Genomic DNA, 13,959 nt, shown 5'->3' on the forward strand with positions numbered 1-13,959 from the left:
GCCCCCCGGGGCCTCCGGCCCAGCACCACCAGTCCACTGGGCCGGAACCACTGAGAAGACGAGGAAGACGCCCACAGTGTCCACGGTCATCACGCCGCCCATCCCGTCCGTACCGCCGACAAGCCAGATCACCAAGGCCGACCAGGCCGACCCCCCGGAGGTTCCTTCCATGCAGATCAGCTCGATCGAGCAGGCCGAGGCACTCGGTCTCCCCATCCCGTGCCGCGCCTTCGACCCCGAGGTCTTCTTCGCCGAGACGCCCGCCGACGTCGAGTACGCGAAGTCCCTCTGCGGCACCTGCCCGGTGAAGGAGGCCTGCCTGGCCGGCGCCCTGGAGCGGCGCGAGCCGTGGGGCGTCTGGGGTGGCGAGCTCTTCGTCCAGGGCGTCGTCGTGGCCCGCAAGCGGCCGCGTGGCCGTCCGCGCAAGACCGAGGTCATGGCGTGAACCCCGCCGACCACGCCAGGGCCGTCCGCCGGGGAGAGCAGCCCCCGTTGGATACCGCCCTCCGCCGGTCCGTAAGGATCGCCGCCGCCAAGGCCGACTCAGCGGCCCGCACCCGCCCATTCCCGAGCACGCACCACGAGCAGGACCACCACATGACCCCCGCCGCCATCGATCCGACCGTCCGCGCCGAGCAGGCCGCCGAACTTCAGACCCAGAACAGGATCCTCGAGATGCAACTCCTGCATGAATCCCTGGCCCGTGCCCATATGCAAGACAGGCTGCACGAGGCCGAGAACCAACGGCTCGTCAGCCGGGTCGTCCGGGCCCGCAAGCTCCGGCAGCGGGCCGAGCGGGCCTCGCTGCGGGCCCGCAAGGCCCTCGCCGTCGCGCTGATGTAAGCGCCGACCGCCGTAGTACCGCCCCTGTCGTGCCGCAGGCCGCCCCCCGTCCACGGGGAGCGGCCTGCGGCCGTTCGGCGCCCTCGGTCAGCGCCTGCGGGCGGGTTTGGCGCGCCGCACGGACTCGGCCGGCTCCGCGGACGGCCCGTCAGAGAACTCGGGCAGCCACTGAAGCATCTCGGCGCGGAACGGCGCCTTGGCGCCCAGCTGACACAGCACCCCGATGGTGCTCAGCGTCACCCGGTGGATCAGCAGGTACGCGGGCGGCAGGTTCAGCTGCTTGCCCAGGTTGTAGGCGGGCGAGCGCGGATCGGCGATCCGGGCCGCCTGGGCGCGCATCCACGTCCGGGTGAAATGGAAGCTGTCCACCGCGGCCGGCTCGATGATCGGCAGCAGGTAGTCCAGCACCGCGTCCGGGTCCAGCCGGATCGAGGGCTTCACGAAGCCCTCCTCGCGCAGCATCTTCAGCACGCCGGCCGCGTCCCCGTCCAGCGCCATCCGCAGCGAGGCCCCGATCGGCTCGGGCAGCCCGCCCGGCAGCCGGTCCACCGTGCCGAAGTCCAGCACGCCCAGCCGCCAGCCCGCGGCCGGGCCGTCGTCCGTCAGCAGCCGGAAGTTGCCCGGGTGCGGGTCCGCGTGCAGCAGACCGGTCCGCGACGGGCCGGCGAACAGGAACCGGGCCAGCAGCTGCCCGGCGCGGTCGCGTTCCTCCTGGGTGCCGCGCGCGATCACCTCGGCCAGCGGGGTGCCGTCCATCCACTCGGTGATCAGGACCTGGTCGGCCTGCGCCACCACGTTCGGCACCAGGATGTCCGGGTCGCCCGCGAACTCCTCGGCGTGCCGGCGCTGGGCCTGTGCCTCCAGCTCGTAGTCCAGCTCCTCCGAGACCCGCTCGCGCAGCTCGGCGATCAGCGGCTTGATGTCCAGCCCGGGAACCAGCGGGCCGAGCAGCCAGGCCACCCGGCTCAGCTGGGACAGGTCGGCGAGCAGCGCGTCACCCGCTCCCGGGTACTGCACCTTGACCGCGACCCGTCTGCCGTCGTGCCAGACCGCCCGGTGCACCTGGCCGATCGAGGCGGCGGCCGCCGGGCGGTCGTCGAACTCCCGGAACAGCTCGCGCCAGCCGTCCCCGAGCCGTTGGGCGAGCGCGGCGTGCACCTTGGCGGAGGGCATCGGGGGAGCGGCGTCCTGCAGTTTGGTGAGTGCGGCCCGGTACGGCCCGGCGACCTCCTCGGGCAGCGCGGCCTCGAAGACGGACAGCACCTGCCCGAACTTCATCGCCCCGCCCTTGAGTTCACCGAGGACCTTGAACAGCTGGTCGGCGGTGGCCTGCTGGAGCTCGGCCGTCACCACCTCGGCGGAGCGGCCGCCGATGCGCTTGCCAAGTCCGAGCGTGGCGCGTCCGGCTATCCCCAGCGGTAGGGCGGCGAGCCGTGCCGTGCGGGTCACTGCCTTGCGCGGAAGATCGCTCACCCGGGCCTCCAATCCCTGGCCCCCCGACACCGGACGGCCCACCATCACTACGCCATTGTGCCCGCTCCCCACCCCACGGCCGCCGGTGTTTTACGGGGCGGGCGGGCGGCGCCGTTCCCTCGCGGAGTCCCTCGCGGGGTCTTTGCGGGGAGTTGGGCGGCTTGGTCCGGTGGACCGACGGGTCAGCGGGGCAGCCGCAGGGCGAGGCCGTCCAGGACGACCTCCAGGCCGTAGGAGAACTTGGCGTCGCGTGCGGCGGCCGGGTCCACGGCGGCGGCCGTGGAGTCGCCGTTGAGGTGCTCGTAGCCGACGGTGGCCTGCTCGGCGGCGGGCATCAGCCGGGCGACGAACTCGGTCTCGCTCTCGCCGGAGCGGGCCACGGCGGTGAGCCAGGCCGCCTCGGCGGTGCTCATGCCGACGACGTAGGAGATGAGGGTCTCGATCGCCCGGGCCGGCTCGGGGAAGGCGGCCGCGGCGAAGAGGGCGGCCAGTCGCTCGGAGAAGGACATCAGGTTGGGGCCGAGGTAGACGAGACCGGCCTGGCCCAGCACCGAGGACAGCCAGGGGTGGCGCAGGGCGGTCGCCCGGAAGGCCTGGGCGGCCTCGACGGCGGCGGCGCGCCAGTTCGGGCTGTCGGCGGGCGGGAGGGCGATCTCGCCGAAGACCTCGTCCACCGCGAGCTCCATCAGCTCGTCCTTGGTCGCCACATGGCGGTAGAGGGAGGTCGCGCCCGCGTTCAGGCGGGTGGCGAGCTTGCGCATGCTCAGGGCGTCGATGCCCTCGGCGTCCAGCATGACGACCGCCTCGCGGACGATCGCGGCCCGGCTCAGGGAGGGCTGCTCGGGCTCACGCGGCTGGCGGGCCCAGACGGACGGGACGGGGTTCGTTCGGGCGGCCATGGGTGGCTCCTCTTCCTGGGCCCTCTCGCGGGGGCGCTGTTTCCGGTGCCGCTCGCGCTGTCGGCCGGCCGACAGGTGCGCACGCCGTACGCATTGAGCGTACAGGAGCCAGGTGTTGCGCACACTGTTCCGCCGTGCGTACAGTGTTCTCATCGACGGAACGCAGTGCGCATCGAAGGAACGGTGTGCGCAAGAAGGGGAGGGTGTCCGATGACAGCGAGCAACCCGGCCGAGGGCCGCAACCCGCACCGCTGGTGGATCCTGATCGTGCTCTGCCTGAGCTCGCTCGTCCTGGTGGTCGACAGCATGGCCCTGACCGTCGCGGTCCCCTCGATGACCGCCGACCTGGGCGCCGGCGCCCAGGACACCCAGTGGATCCTCGACTCCTACGTCCTCGTCTTCGCCGGACTGCTGCTCACCTCGGGCAGCCTCGGTGACCGGTTCGGCCGCCGGAAGGTCATGATCATCGGACTGCTGCTCTTCGGGGCGGCGTCACTCGCGGCGACCTTCTGCACCAGCCCCGGCGAGGTCATCGCGGCCCGGATCGCGATGGGCGTCGGCGGCGCGCTGATCATGCCCTCGACGTTGTCGATCCTCATCACCGTCTTCGACGAGGAGGAGCGCAACAAGGCGATGGCCGCGTGGGGTTCGGTGTCGATGCTCGGGCTGGTCGGCAGCCCGGTGCTGGGCGGCGTGCTGATCAACCACTTCTCGTGGCACTCGATCTTCTTCATCAACGTGCCGGTCGTCGCGCTGGCGGTCCTGGCCGGGCTGCTGCTGATGCCGGAGTCCAAGGGCCAGTGGCAGAAGCCCGACCCGCTCGGCGCGGTGCTCTCCGCCGTCGGCATGACCGCGCTGATCTGGTGGATCATCGAGATCCCGCAGCACGGCGCCTTCGCCGGCCGGTCGCTGGTCACCCTGGTCGTCGCGGTCCTCGCCCTCGCCGGGTTCATCGTGTGGGAGAACGTCGCCTCCGCGCCGATGGTGCCGCTGGCACTCTTCAAGGCCCGCAACTTCAGCGGTGGTTCGCTGTCGCTGACCCTCGTGCAGATCGGCAACGGCGGGCTGCTGCTGGTGCTTACCCAGTACCTGCAGTTCGTGCTCGGGTACTCGCCGGTCAAGGCCGGCCTCGCCTTCCTGCCGCTGGCCCTCGCCGCCCTGCTCGGCAACGGGGTCGGCGCCAAGCTCGCGGCGAAGCTCGGCAACCGGCTGCTGATCCTCGCCGGGATGCTCGTCATGGCCTCCTCCTTCGCGCTGCTGACCACCGTCTCCGCGGAGACCGGCTTCGCCGTCCCGGCGACGGCGCTCGGACTGCTCGGCCTCGGCGCGGGCCTGGCGATGCCGGCGGCGGTCGGCGCGCTGATGGGGACCATCCCGTCGGAGCAGGCAGGTGTCGGCTCGGCGCTGAACGACACCATCCAGCAGGCCGGCACGGCGCTCGGCATCGCGATCCTGGGCTCGCTGCTGTCGAGCGGCTTCGCGAGCCGGATGCCGGCCGGGACGCCGGAGCAGGCCAAGCGCTCCATCGCCGGGGCGCTGGCGGCCGCGAACGGGGACGCCGGGCTGGTGCGGACCGCCCGGGAGGCGTTCGCCGGGGCGATGTCGACGACCTTCACGGTCAGCGCGATCGGGGTGCTGGCGGCGGCGCTGGTGGCCGTACTGGTGATGCGGGACCGGAAAGCGGGGGAGGGCGCGGCCGAGGAGGCCGCGGAGCCGGCGAAGGAGATCGGGATCGCCGCCTGAGGCCGGTTCGGCCGGGAGCTCGCTGAGATGGCCGGTGCCCTTGGGGGCGCCGGCCTTCGGCGTTCTCCCGGGGGCTGCGCAGGAAGTCGGCGGGGCCGACTTCCTCCCGGAACAGCGGCTCCCGCTTCTCCCGGCCCGCGCCCTGCCCCAGGCAGGGCGCGGGCTATGGGCTCAGCTGGCTCACCTGGCGGGCGTCGCGCCCTCCGCCCCGGGCCCAGGTCGGGCGGCTGCTGAGCCCCGCAGCCGCCGGGCCTGCTCCCGGCACGCTTCTCATTCCTCCTCCCTCGACTTCCTCCTCCCTCGACTTCCTCCTCCCTCGACGACTCCTCAGCCCGGCGGCAGCGGCTGCCACAGGCAGCCGCAGTCCGGGTGTCCTCGCAGCCGCAGGCGGCGGGGCATCCCGTCGCTCGCCGACACCTCGCACCAGCCGTCGACGCTCGGCGGTCGGCCGCCGTCCAGAAACACCTGCACATGCAGGGCCGCCAGTCCGGCGACGGCCGTCGCCAGTGCCGTGTCGCAGGCCGGGGTGCGGGCCCGGCCCGGGCCGTTGTTCGCCAGTTGGGCCAGCACCCGCGCCCATGCGGCGTCCTCGTCCTCCCTGCGCAGCACCAGACAGTGCCCGCAGGCCGACCTTCCGGGGATCACCAGCGGCCCGATGATGCCGAACTCCTCGACCACGCCCACGTACAGATGCGGCACCCCGGCCCGGAGCAGCAGCTTGGCCTCGTACGTCCCGCCCGCGAAGGCGGCGCTGCCGTCCCGGGGCGCGAGGACCACGAAGTCGGGCGGCGGGTCCTCTGACTTCCGCCGCGGGACGGGCACCAGTGGCCGGCCCGCGGCCCGTTGCACCGCCTCCCGCGCGGCCGTCGAACGCAGCCGCCCGATGTCCGCGGGCGGCAGCCCGGCCGGGGAGCAGTCGCCGGGCTTGACCCGGCCGCCGTCGGACACCGTGATCTTGCCGGTGCCCGCCGCCGCGAGCACCGCCGCCACGGCGGCGCCGACCCGGCCCGCGCCGCGCACCTCGATCCGGGTCTCAGCCCGGCGGGTCAGGACCGCCGGTGCGGCGCCGGGGCCGGAGTGGACGAGGGACAGTGAGGCGAGGTCGGGCCCGAGGAGGTCCCGGTGGGGCTGGGGGAAGCGGGACAGCACCCGGTCGGTCGCCTCCGCGTCGTCCAGCAGCCCGATCTCCTCCAGTTCGGTCAGCAGGGTGTCGGCGGGCTCGCGGCCGAGGCCGATTCGCTCGCCGGCCTCCAGGAGCTCGGGTCGGTCGCGCGTTCCGTCGACCAGCCCGAGGAAGTCGCAGAGGGTCTTGTCGGCGTTTTCGAGCACCCCCGCATGCCGGGTGACGGTGCCGAACTGCAGGGTCTCGGAGTCCCGCCAGCTGCGGGACAGAGCGGGCTTCAGGGCGAGGCGCACGACGATCTCCCTTCCGATCGTTTCCGGACGGCTGACCGCAGCATGCCCCATCGCGCCGACCGCGTGCTGAAAGTTATCCACAGGCCCGGGTGCATGATCACACCATCTGTTCGCGAGCCCTGTGGATAACTGCTCATCCGCCCGAATGTCGATTTCCGGACACCCTCTGTCGGCCTTTCGTTCCCGATCGCTCCACGAAAGATTTCGGCCATGGCAGCGGACTTCTGTCAGTGGTACCGGGTAACGTCGTGTGCCATGGCGGCCGAGCGGGACTCCCATCCACCGGTGTCGCGTCGGCGTGCCCGTGCAGCGTCCGGGTCCCAGGCGGCGGCGCCGAGCACACGTGGGCGTTCGGACGAGCAGCAGCACGAGCAGCAGCACGAGAAGCCGCAGGGGAGGCCGCAGCACCCGCCCACCGGGGCGGTGCCGCCCGAAGCGCACGACCGCAGCCGGGTCGAGGTGCGGCGCAGTGCCCGCCGTAGCCGTACCGTCTCCGCCTACCGCGAAGGCGACCGCACCGTGGTGCTGATCCCGGCCCGGATGTCGCACGCCGAGGAGCAGCGCTGGGTCACGCAGATGCTGGAGAAGCTCGCCGCCCAGGAGCGTCGGCGGATCCTCGGGGACGACGCCCTGATGGCCCGGGCCCGGGAGCTGGCGGCGGCCTACCTGGACGGTCGCGCCCAGCCCGCGCAGGTCCGCTGGGTGACCAACCAGAATTCGCGCTGGGGCTCCTGCACGCCCAGTGAGGGGACGATCCGGCTGTCCCACCGGCTGCAGGGCATGCCGGAGTACGTGCTGGACTACGTGCTGCTGCACGAGCTCGCGCATCTGCTGGTGCCGGACCACGGGCCGGCGTTCTGGGCGCTGTTGGAGGCCTACCCGCGTACGGAGCGGGCCCGCGGCTATCTGGAGGGCGTGGTCTCCGCTGCCCGTCTGCCGCACATCCCGGGTGCCCGGCACGGCACCCCGGGCGAGGATCCGGCGGCCTCCTGCGGCTGAGTCCGGGGGAACGCCACTGGGAAGGGCCGAGGGAACAGGTCGACGAAAAGGGCCGACGAAAAGGGCCGACGAATGGGGGCGGGGGGGGGGGCCCCCCCCCCCCCCCCCCCCCCCCCCCCCCCCCCCCCCCCCCCCGCCGCCCCCCCCCCCCCCCCCCCCCCCCCCCCCCCCCCCCCCCCCCCCCCCCCCCCCCCCCCCCCCCCCCCCCCCCCCCCCCCCCCCCCCCCCCCCCCCCCGCGGGGGCGGGGCCCCCCCCCCCCCCCCCCCCCCCATTCCGCGTCGCACCTCAGCCGGTCAGCTGCCGAGCCCGGGCGACCAGGTCACGCACCGAGTGGTCGGTGAGCTCCGGCAGCCGGTCGTAGTCGAACCAGCGCAGGTCCAGCGACTCCTCGCTGATCAGCGCCTGCGCCCCGGCCGGGGCCACCGCTATGTACTGGACGTCCAGGTGGGTGTTCTCCGGCCGGTCCTTGCCGGTGCAGCGGACCAGGTGCCGGTCCAGCTTGGCCGGTACGGGGGTGCCGTTGTCCCGCAGCAGGGTCAGGTCGGGGATGCCGGACTCCTCGACGGCCTCGCGCAGCGCGGCCGAGGCGAGGTCGGTGTCGCCGGGCTCGCAGTGTCCGCCCATCTGCAGCCACATGCCGACCTTGGGGTGCAGGGTGAGCAGCACCCGCCCGGCGGCCGGGTCGACGACCGCCGCGCTCGCGGTGATGTGGGCGGGCAGGCAGGAGCGGTAGAGGCCGCCGGGCTGCTCGGCCAGGTGCGCGAGGTAGTCGCGCCGCAGCTGTTCCTGGTTCTCGTCGGCGGGCCGCCAGTCGGTCAGGGTGCGGACGGCGTCCGCGTGCAGGGCGGACGCGCCCGTGTCGGTGGCCGTCATGCGGTGGGCTCGCCCTTTCCGTCGGTGCCGTCCTGGTCGGGCTTCGGCTCGTCGGCCCTCGGCTGGTCGCTCTTGGTCAGGTCGGGCTTGCCGGCCGCGGCCTCTCCCAGCAGCTTGTCGAGGGCGTCGAAGTCGATCCCGCCCTCCAGGTCGTCGCTGCCGCCGCGGTGCACGAAGGCGTCCGGGTCGTCGAGGTCGGCGGCGGTGGGCAGCATGTCGGGGTGCTCCCACAGGGCGTCGCGGCCCTCGACGCCGCGGGCGTCGGCGAGCAGCGCCCACAGCCGGGCGGCGTCGCGCAGACGGCGCGGGCGCAGCTCCAGGCCGACCAGGGTGGCGAAGGTCTGCTCGGCGGGCCCGCCGGCCGCGCGGCGGCGGCGGACGGTCTCGCGCAGGGCGCCTGCCTGCGGCAGGTGGGGTTCGGCGGCGGCGTGCACGACGGCGTCGACCCAGCCCTCGACCAGGGCGAGCGCGGTCTCCAGGCGGGCGAGCGCGGCCTTCTGCTCGGGGGTGTCCTCGGGCTGGAGCAGGCCGCCGGCCAGGGCCTCCTGGAGCGCCTCGGGGTTGCTCGGGTCGAGCTGGCCGACGAGTTCCTCCATGCGGGAGGTGTCGACCTTGATGCCGCGCGCGTAGGCCTCGACGGTGCCCAGCAGGTGGGCCCGCAGCCACGGCACGTGGGCGAAGAGCCGCTGGTGGGCGGCCTCGCGCAGGGCGAGGTAGAGCCGGACCTCCTCGGCGGGCACGCTCAGGCCCTCGCCGAACTCGGCGACGTTCTGCGGCAGCAGGGCGGCCTTGCCGGCCGGGGCGAGCGGCAGGCCGACGTCGGAGGAGCCGACGACCTCGGCGGCCAGGGCGCCGAGCGCTTGGCCGATCTGGGTGCCGAACATGGCGCCGCCCATGGAGCGCATCATGCCCATCAGCGGGCCGGCCATGGCCTGCATCTCCTCGGGCAGGACGCCGCCCATGGCGTTGCCGACGCGCTCGGCGACCGGGTCGACGAGGTCCTTCCAGACCGGGAGGGTGGCCTCGATCCACTCGGCGCGGCTCCAGGCGACGGCGGTGCCGGCGCCGGAGGGGAGCTCGGTGACGCCGTCGAGCCACAGGTCGGCGAGGCGGACCGCCTCGGCGACGGCGGCGCGTTCGGTGGCGCTGACGGAGCGGTCCTTGCTCTTGCCCTCGGCGGGTTCGGCGACGACGGTCTGCCGGGCGATGTTGGTGGCGAGGTCCCAGTTCACCGGGCCGCCCTCGAAGGAGAGCATCTGGCCGAGCTGCTGGAAGGCGGCGCCGAGATCACCGGGGTTGAGGCCGCCGAACATCGCGGCGAAGGGGTTGGCGGCACCGGCGCCGCCGGGGCCGCCAGGGGCGCCGGGCATGCCGAAGATCGCGCCGAAGGGGTTGCCGACCCCGAAGCCGAAGGGCTGCGGGCCGCTGTCGCCGGAACCGGCCGGGCCCTGGTCCTTCTTCTTCTGCGCGTCGTCGGGCTTGGCCTTGCCGTCCTCGGGCTCCTCGGGCGGAACGCCGAATCCGAAGGGAAGGTCGCTCACGGGGTCCTCGATCCGGTCGGCCGTCATGCGGGTGTGGCGGGAAGTACTGCCCGCCCGGGGTTGCGGTGGAGCGGACTCGTGGGCGGCTCCCACGCGGCAGGCCCGCGCCGGGTGCACCGCCGGGCCTTCGCCTCGGGCAGGATGTGCGTACGTGACACACGTCCGTACGCACATAAGCTAACCGTGGAGGATGGCCGGTGAGTTCCCCGCCCTCGGACGTTCGCTCTGGGCTGACCGGAGGAGAGGACGCGTCGGACACCACGGCGTCGCCGCCTCCAGCCTACGGCGGGCGGCCGCTGACCGTGGCCGTCACCGGTGCCGCCGGGGTGCTGGGCGAGCGGGTCGCCGCCCGGTTGGTGGCCTCCCCGCACGTGCGCAGGGTGCTGGCGGTGGACGACCGGCGCGGTGACGTGCCGGGTGTGCAGTGGCGGGTGCTGGACGTGCGGGACCCGGCGGTGGCCGAGCGGCTGGCCGGGGTGGACGTGGTGGTGCACCTGGCGATGGACTTCGGGATGGAGTCCGACCCCCGGGCGCGCAGCGCCTACAACGTGCGGGGCGCCCAGACGGTGCTGACCGCGGCCGCGGCGGCCGGGGTGCACCGGGTGGTGCTGTGCACCTCCGCGATGGTCTACGGGGCGCTGGCCGACAACGAGGTGCCGCTGGCCGAGGACTCGGAGCTGCGGGCGACCGAGGAGGCCTCGCTGGTCGGGGACCTGCTGGAGATCGAGCGCCTGGCCCGGCGGGCGCCGCGCGCCCACCCGGGGCTGCAGGTGACGGTGCTGCGCCCGGCCGTGGTGGTGGGCCCCGGTGTGGACACGGTGCTGACCCGGCACTTCGAGGCGCCGCGGCTGCTGGTGGTGGCCGGCTCGCGCCCGTGCTGGCAGTTCTGCCACGTGGACGACCTGTCGGCGGCGCTGGAGTACGCGGCGCTGGGCCTGGTCGAGGGCGAGGTGACGGTCGGCTGCGACGGCTGGCTGGAGCAGGAGGACGTGGAGCGGCTGTCGGGGATCCGGCGGATGGAGCTGCCTGCGTCGCTGGCGCTGGGTACGGCGGCGCGGCTGCACCGGCTGGGCCTGACCCCGGCCCCGGCGGGGGACCTGGCGTACACGATGTATCCGTGGGTGGTGTCGGGCAGCCGACTGCACGAGGCGGGGTGGCGTCCGGAGTTCACCAACGAGCAGGTGCTGGCGGAGCTGCTGGCCCAGGTGTCCGGAAAGCACGCGGTGGCCGGGCGCCGGCTGGGCGGCAAGGAGGCGGCGACCAGCCTGGGGGCGGCCGGGGCGACGGTGGCGCTGGTGGGTACGGCGGCGCTGGTGCGCCGGGCGCGCAAGCGCCGCCGGTTCTGACCGGCCCGGGGTCGGCCCCCGGATCGGCCCGGGGCGCCCGTCGAGCGGCGAGACTTCTCACGATGCGAAATTTCCACATCGTGATGTGGAAACCCCTTGCCCGCATCCGGCCGGGATGGGGAATCATGGGGTCATGTCCGAGAACCACGACCCCATCCGCCTGCTCGCCGTCCGCGACACCCCGCTCTCGCTGGACGAGGTGTACGAGGCGGTCGGCGACGACGCGGCCGGCGGCACCACCGTCTTCGTCGGGACGGTCCGGGACCACGACGGCGGCAAGTCGGTCGCCGCGCTGGAGTACAGCTGCCACCCCACCGCCGAGCAGGAGATGCGCCGGATCGCCGAGAAGGTCGTCGCCGACTTTCCGGTCAAGGCGCTCGCCGCGGTCCACCGGGTGGGCCGGCTGGAGATCACCGACAAGGCCGTGATCGTCGCGGTCTCCTGCGCCCACCGCGGCGAGGCCTTCGCGGCCGCCCGCCGGCTGATCGACGACCTCAAGCACGAGGTGCCGATCTGGAAGCACCAGGTCTTCGCCGACGGCGAGGAGGAGTGGGTCGGCGCCGGCGGCTGCTGACCCTCGTCGGGTGTGCGGCGGAACCGGATGCACACGGAGCGCGTCCCCGGGGTCAGGCGCGCCGTCTCCTCACCCGAACGGGTCTGGGCGGCTGCGCCGAATAGTCCCTGGAAGTGAGCCGATCGGCCGTCCCGTTACCCGGACGGCGCCAGCCGCGTTGTCCGCCGGAGTGGTTAATCTGCTCATAGACACGACGAGCTGGGAGTACTGATATGGGTGCGCTCGCCTGGTTGATCATTCCGGTAATCGCCGTTCTTGCCGCCGCCGTCTGGGCCGGCTGGGCCCAGCGGGCCCCGAAGGCCACGGGGGACCCTGCCTCACTCGCCGAGCACCGGCGCTTCATGGCGGCGATGGAACGCACCACCGCCGACACCGCCGGCACCGTCGGCCCCGGCGAGCACTCCGGCCGGTAGCCCGCCGGGCGTCGCGTCACCCGCGTCCCGTACTGTCGAGGCATGCCACGCCGCTCCGCGACGATGCTCGCTGCCACCCTGCTGCTCATAGCGCTGCTCTGCGTCTCGGTGCTGATGAAGGTGCCGTACACGGAGATGAGCCCGGGCCCGACGTACAACACGCTCGGCGACCAGGGCGGCAAGCCGGTGATCACGATCACCGGGCACGACTCGTACAAGACGAGCGGGCACCTCAACATGACCACCGTCCAGGTCACCGGGGCCAAGTACGAGCCCAGCCTGGTCAACGCGGTGGTCGGCTGGCTGCGCGACGACGTGCTGGTGGTGCCGCACGACAACGTCTACCCCAAGGGGCAGTCGGACGCCGACGCGAAGCAGCAGAACGCCGAGGAGTTCGCCTCCTCCGAGGACAGCGCCCGCACCGCCGCGCTCAACCAGCTGGGCATCCCGGTCGGCAACGAGCTGATCGTCAAGTCGGTCACCGCGGGCGCCCCGGCCGAGGGCCGGCTGCACGCGGGCGACCAGATCGCCGCCGTGGACGACACCCCGGTCACCTCGGTCGACCAGGTGGTCGCCGCCGTCACCAAGCACAAGCCGGGCGAGTCGGTGGTCTTCACCGTGGTCCCGCGGGCCAAGGACGCCTCCGGCAACGGCACCGCCACCCCGGGGGCCAGGACCGACGTCACCGTCCCGACCGTGCGGGCCAAGGACCTCGACCCGAAGGCCCCGGCCGAGCGCGCCGACCTCGCGGTGGTCGGCATCGGTACCGGGATCCGGCACACCTACCCGTTCCAGATCGACATCGGCCTGCAGGACGTCGGCGGCCCCAGCGCCGGGCTGATGTTCTCGCTCGGCATCATCGACAAGCTCACCCCCAGCGGCGACCTCACCGGTGGCAAGTTCGTCGCCGGCACCGGCACCATCGACGACGACGGCAAGGTCGGCCCGATCGGTGGGATATCGATGAAGCTGATCGCTGCCCGGGACGCCGGGGCCGAGTACTTCCTCACCCCGTCCTCGAACTGCGCCGAGGCCACCAAGAACGTCCCGTCCGGGCTGACCCTGATCAAGACGGACACGCTGGACGGCGCGCTGAAGTCACTGGAGCAGATCCGCTCCGGGCAGACCTCCGCGCTGCCGTCCTGCGCCAAGTAGCCCCGGGCCCGGGGAGGGTTACGAGAAGGTCGCCAGCAGCGCGTCGGTCAGGCCGGGCACCAGGTCCGGGCCGGTCAGCACCTCGCGGGCGACGTCCTTGGAACGCAGCCGCAGGGCGATCTCCTTCTTGCCGTCGCGCAGCACCGCGGCGGTGATCCGCACCTCCTCGCGCTTGGGGTGGTTGGCCACCCACTCGGCGAGCTGGGCGTCGCTGGCGCCCCGCGGGCGGGACTGCTCGGCGCCCGGCGGCAGCATCAGCCGCTCGACGACCAGGGCGCAGCCGGCCACCGCGTCGGGCCAGGCGATGGTGCCGAGGAACTTGTCGAGTTCCATGCCGGCCGGGAGCTCGTCCTGCTCGACCGGGGTGAGGCCGGGCTCGTCGCCCTCGGCGAGGCCGAGCTGCTCGGCGATCCTCGGGTCGGCCTTGCGCAGGGCGGCGCTGTCCACCAGGGCGAACAGCCGGGCCGGGAGGTCCCAGCCGAGGGTGGCGGCGTACTCGTCGATCTCCAGCGCGGCCCGGGTGAGCGGGTTGGCGGCGGGGAGCTTGGACACATCGTCGGCAGAGCCGGGGGAGTTCGTGAATGCAGACGCGTCGGACATGACTCAATCCTCACACGCCGGGCGGGTGGCGCCCGCCGGGCGGGCTCGGGGGTGAGGTGGCGGGGGTGTGGGGGAGCGGCGTA

14 protein-coding genes are annotated in these 13,959 nt (G+C 73.6%); 8 read left to right on the plus strand and 6 right to left on the minus strand.

Going from position 1 to position 13,959, the window contains the following annotated elements:
- Positions 1 to 76 precede the first annotated feature (76 nt).
- Together ACGF12_RS03470 and ACGF12_RS03475 are read left to right on the plus strand one after the other, a co-directional pair.
- Positions 77 to 445, plus strand: a complete 369-nt coding sequence (locus ACGF12_RS03470) for a WhiB family transcriptional regulator (RefSeq protein ID WP_380615870.1) — start codon at positions 77 to 79, stop codon at positions 443 to 445.
- Positions 446 to 597: 152 nt separating this feature from the next.
- The gene (locus ACGF12_RS03475) at positions 598 to 843 is read left to right on the plus strand and encodes a hypothetical protein (protein WP_393024883.1); all 246 of its coding nucleotides are present in this window, start codon (positions 598 to 600) and stop codon (positions 841 to 843) included.
- Positions 844 to 930: 87 nt separating this feature from the next.
- Here the strand turns inward: ACGF12_RS03475 and ACGF12_RS03480 are convergent, their stop codons facing one another.
- Together ACGF12_RS03480 and ACGF12_RS03485 are read right to left on the minus strand one after the other, a co-directional pair.
- Positions 931 to 2,316: an ABC1 kinase family protein gene (locus ACGF12_RS03480; protein ID WP_393024886.1), complete on the minus strand. Its 1,386-nt coding sequence runs from the start codon at positions 2,314 to 2,316 to the stop codon at positions 931 to 933.
- Between the two features lie 182 nt (positions 2,317 to 2,498).
- The gene (locus tag ACGF12_RS03485) at positions 2,499 to 3,215 is read right to left on the minus strand and encodes a TetR/AcrR family transcriptional regulator (protein ID WP_393024889.1); all 717 of its coding nucleotides are present in this window, start codon (positions 3,213 to 3,215) and stop codon (positions 2,499 to 2,501) included.
- A 210-nt stretch (positions 3,216 to 3,425) separates the two neighbouring features.
- Between ACGF12_RS03485 and ACGF12_RS03490 the strand changes: the two genes are divergently transcribed.
- Entirely contained in the window at positions 3,426 to 4,958 is a 1,533-nt protein-coding gene (locus ACGF12_RS03490; RefSeq protein WP_393024892.1) for an MFS transporter, read from the plus strand.
- Between the two features lie 327 nt (positions 4,959 to 5,285).
- Here ACGF12_RS03490 and ACGF12_RS03495 read toward each other — a convergent pair whose 3' ends face one another.
- The gene (locus ACGF12_RS03495) at positions 5,286 to 6,374 is read right to left on the minus strand and encodes a TOMM precursor leader peptide-binding protein (RefSeq protein WP_393024895.1); all 1,089 of its coding nucleotides are present in this window, start codon (positions 6,372 to 6,374) and stop codon (positions 5,286 to 5,288) included.
- Positions 6,375 to 6,797: 423 nt separating this feature from the next.
- Here ACGF12_RS03495 and ACGF12_RS03500 point away from each other — a divergent pair, with 423 nt between their 5' ends.
- Positions 6,798 to 7,373, plus strand: coding sequence for a M48 family metallopeptidase (locus ACGF12_RS03500; RefSeq protein WP_393025194.1), 576 nt, complete (start codon positions 6,798 to 6,800; stop codon positions 7,371 to 7,373).
- 286 nt (positions 7,374 to 7,659) lie between these two features.
- On the opposite strand, the gene ACGF12_RS03505 is transcribed toward ACGF12_RS03500, so the two are convergent.
- Both ACGF12_RS03505 and ACGF12_RS03510 read right to left on the minus strand, forming a co-directional pair.
- Positions 7,660 to 8,247 (minus strand): NUDIX hydrolase, encoded by a 588-nt coding sequence (locus ACGF12_RS03505; protein ID WP_393024898.1) that lies wholly within the window; start codon positions 8,245 to 8,247, stop codon positions 7,660 to 7,662.
- Positions 8,244 to 9,788 (minus strand): zinc-dependent metalloprotease, encoded by a 1,545-nt coding sequence (locus ACGF12_RS03510; RefSeq protein WP_393024899.1) that lies wholly within the window; start codon positions 9,786 to 9,788, stop codon positions 8,244 to 8,246. The genes ACGF12_RS03505 and ACGF12_RS03510 overlap by 4 nt, the downstream gene beginning before the upstream one ends.
- Before the next feature lie 197 nt (positions 9,789 to 9,985).
- Between ACGF12_RS03510 and ACGF12_RS03515 the strand changes: the two genes are divergently transcribed.
- The 4 genes from ACGF12_RS03515 to ACGF12_RS03530 all read left to right on the plus strand — a co-directional run bounded on the left by ACGF12_RS03515 (position 9,986) and on the right by ACGF12_RS03530 (position 13,276).
- Entirely contained in the window at positions 9,986 to 11,134 is a 1,149-nt protein-coding gene (locus ACGF12_RS03515) for an NAD-dependent epimerase/dehydratase family protein (protein WP_387630856.1), read from the plus strand.
- 133 nt (positions 11,135 to 11,267) lie between these two features.
- On the plus strand, positions 11,268 to 11,708 hold the full coding sequence (locus tag ACGF12_RS03520) for a molybdenum cofactor biosynthesis protein MoaE (protein ID WP_393024902.1): 441 nt from the start codon (positions 11,268 to 11,270) through the stop codon (positions 11,706 to 11,708).
- 230 nt (positions 11,709 to 11,938) lie between these two features.
- Complete coding sequence (locus tag ACGF12_RS03525; RefSeq protein ID WP_393024905.1) at positions 11,939 to 12,121, plus strand: hypothetical protein; 183 nt, start codon at positions 11,939 to 11,941, stop codon at positions 12,119 to 12,121.
- 42 nt (positions 12,122 to 12,163) lie between these two features.
- Entirely contained in the window at positions 12,164 to 13,276 is a 1,113-nt protein-coding gene (locus ACGF12_RS03530) for a PDZ domain-containing protein (RefSeq protein WP_393024908.1), read from the plus strand.
- An 18-nt stretch (positions 13,277 to 13,294) separates the two neighbouring features.
- Here ACGF12_RS03530 and ACGF12_RS03535 read toward each other — a convergent pair whose 3' ends face one another.
- The gene (locus ACGF12_RS03535) at positions 13,295 to 13,876 is read right to left on the minus strand and encodes a PPA1309 family protein (RefSeq protein WP_393024911.1); all 582 of its coding nucleotides are present in this window, start codon (positions 13,874 to 13,876) and stop codon (positions 13,295 to 13,297) included.
- Positions 13,877 to 13,959 lie beyond the last annotated feature (83 nt).

The organism is Kitasatospora sp. NPDC048296 (assembly GCF_043201815.1).
Taxonomy (GTDB): domain Bacteria; phylum Actinomycetota; class Actinomycetes; order Streptomycetales; family Streptomycetaceae; genus Kitasatospora.

What these genes read in the sequence shown, in the direction of transcription:
- ACGF12_RS03475 (WP_393024883.1), top strand. Translation starts at nt 598, where the DNA reads ATGACCCCCGCCGCCATCGATCCGACCGTCCGCGCCGAGCAGGCCGCC.
- ACGF12_RS03485 (WP_393024889.1), bottom strand. Translation starts at nt 3,215, where the DNA reads ATGGCCGCCCGAACGAACCCCGTCCCGTCCGTCTGGGCCCGCCAGCCG.
- ACGF12_RS03490 (WP_393024892.1), top strand. Translation starts at nt 3,426, where the DNA reads ATGACAGCGAGCAACCCGGCCGAGGGCCGCAACCCGCACCGCTGGTGG.
- ACGF12_RS03505 (WP_393024898.1), bottom strand. Translation starts at nt 8,247, where the DNA reads ATGACGGCCACCGACACGGGCGCGTCCGCCCTGCACGCGGACGCCGTC.
- ACGF12_RS03520 (WP_393024902.1), top strand. Translation starts at nt 11,268, where the DNA reads ATGTCCGAGAACCACGACCCCATCCGCCTGCTCGCCGTCCGCGACACC.
- ACGF12_RS03530 (WP_393024908.1), top strand. Translation starts at nt 12,164, where the DNA reads ATGCCACGCCGCTCCGCGACGATGCTCGCTGCCACCCTGCTGCTCATA.
- ACGF12_RS03535 (WP_393024911.1), bottom strand. Translation starts at nt 13,876, where the DNA reads ATGTCCGACGCGTCTGCATTCACGAACTCCCCCGGCTCTGCCGACGAT.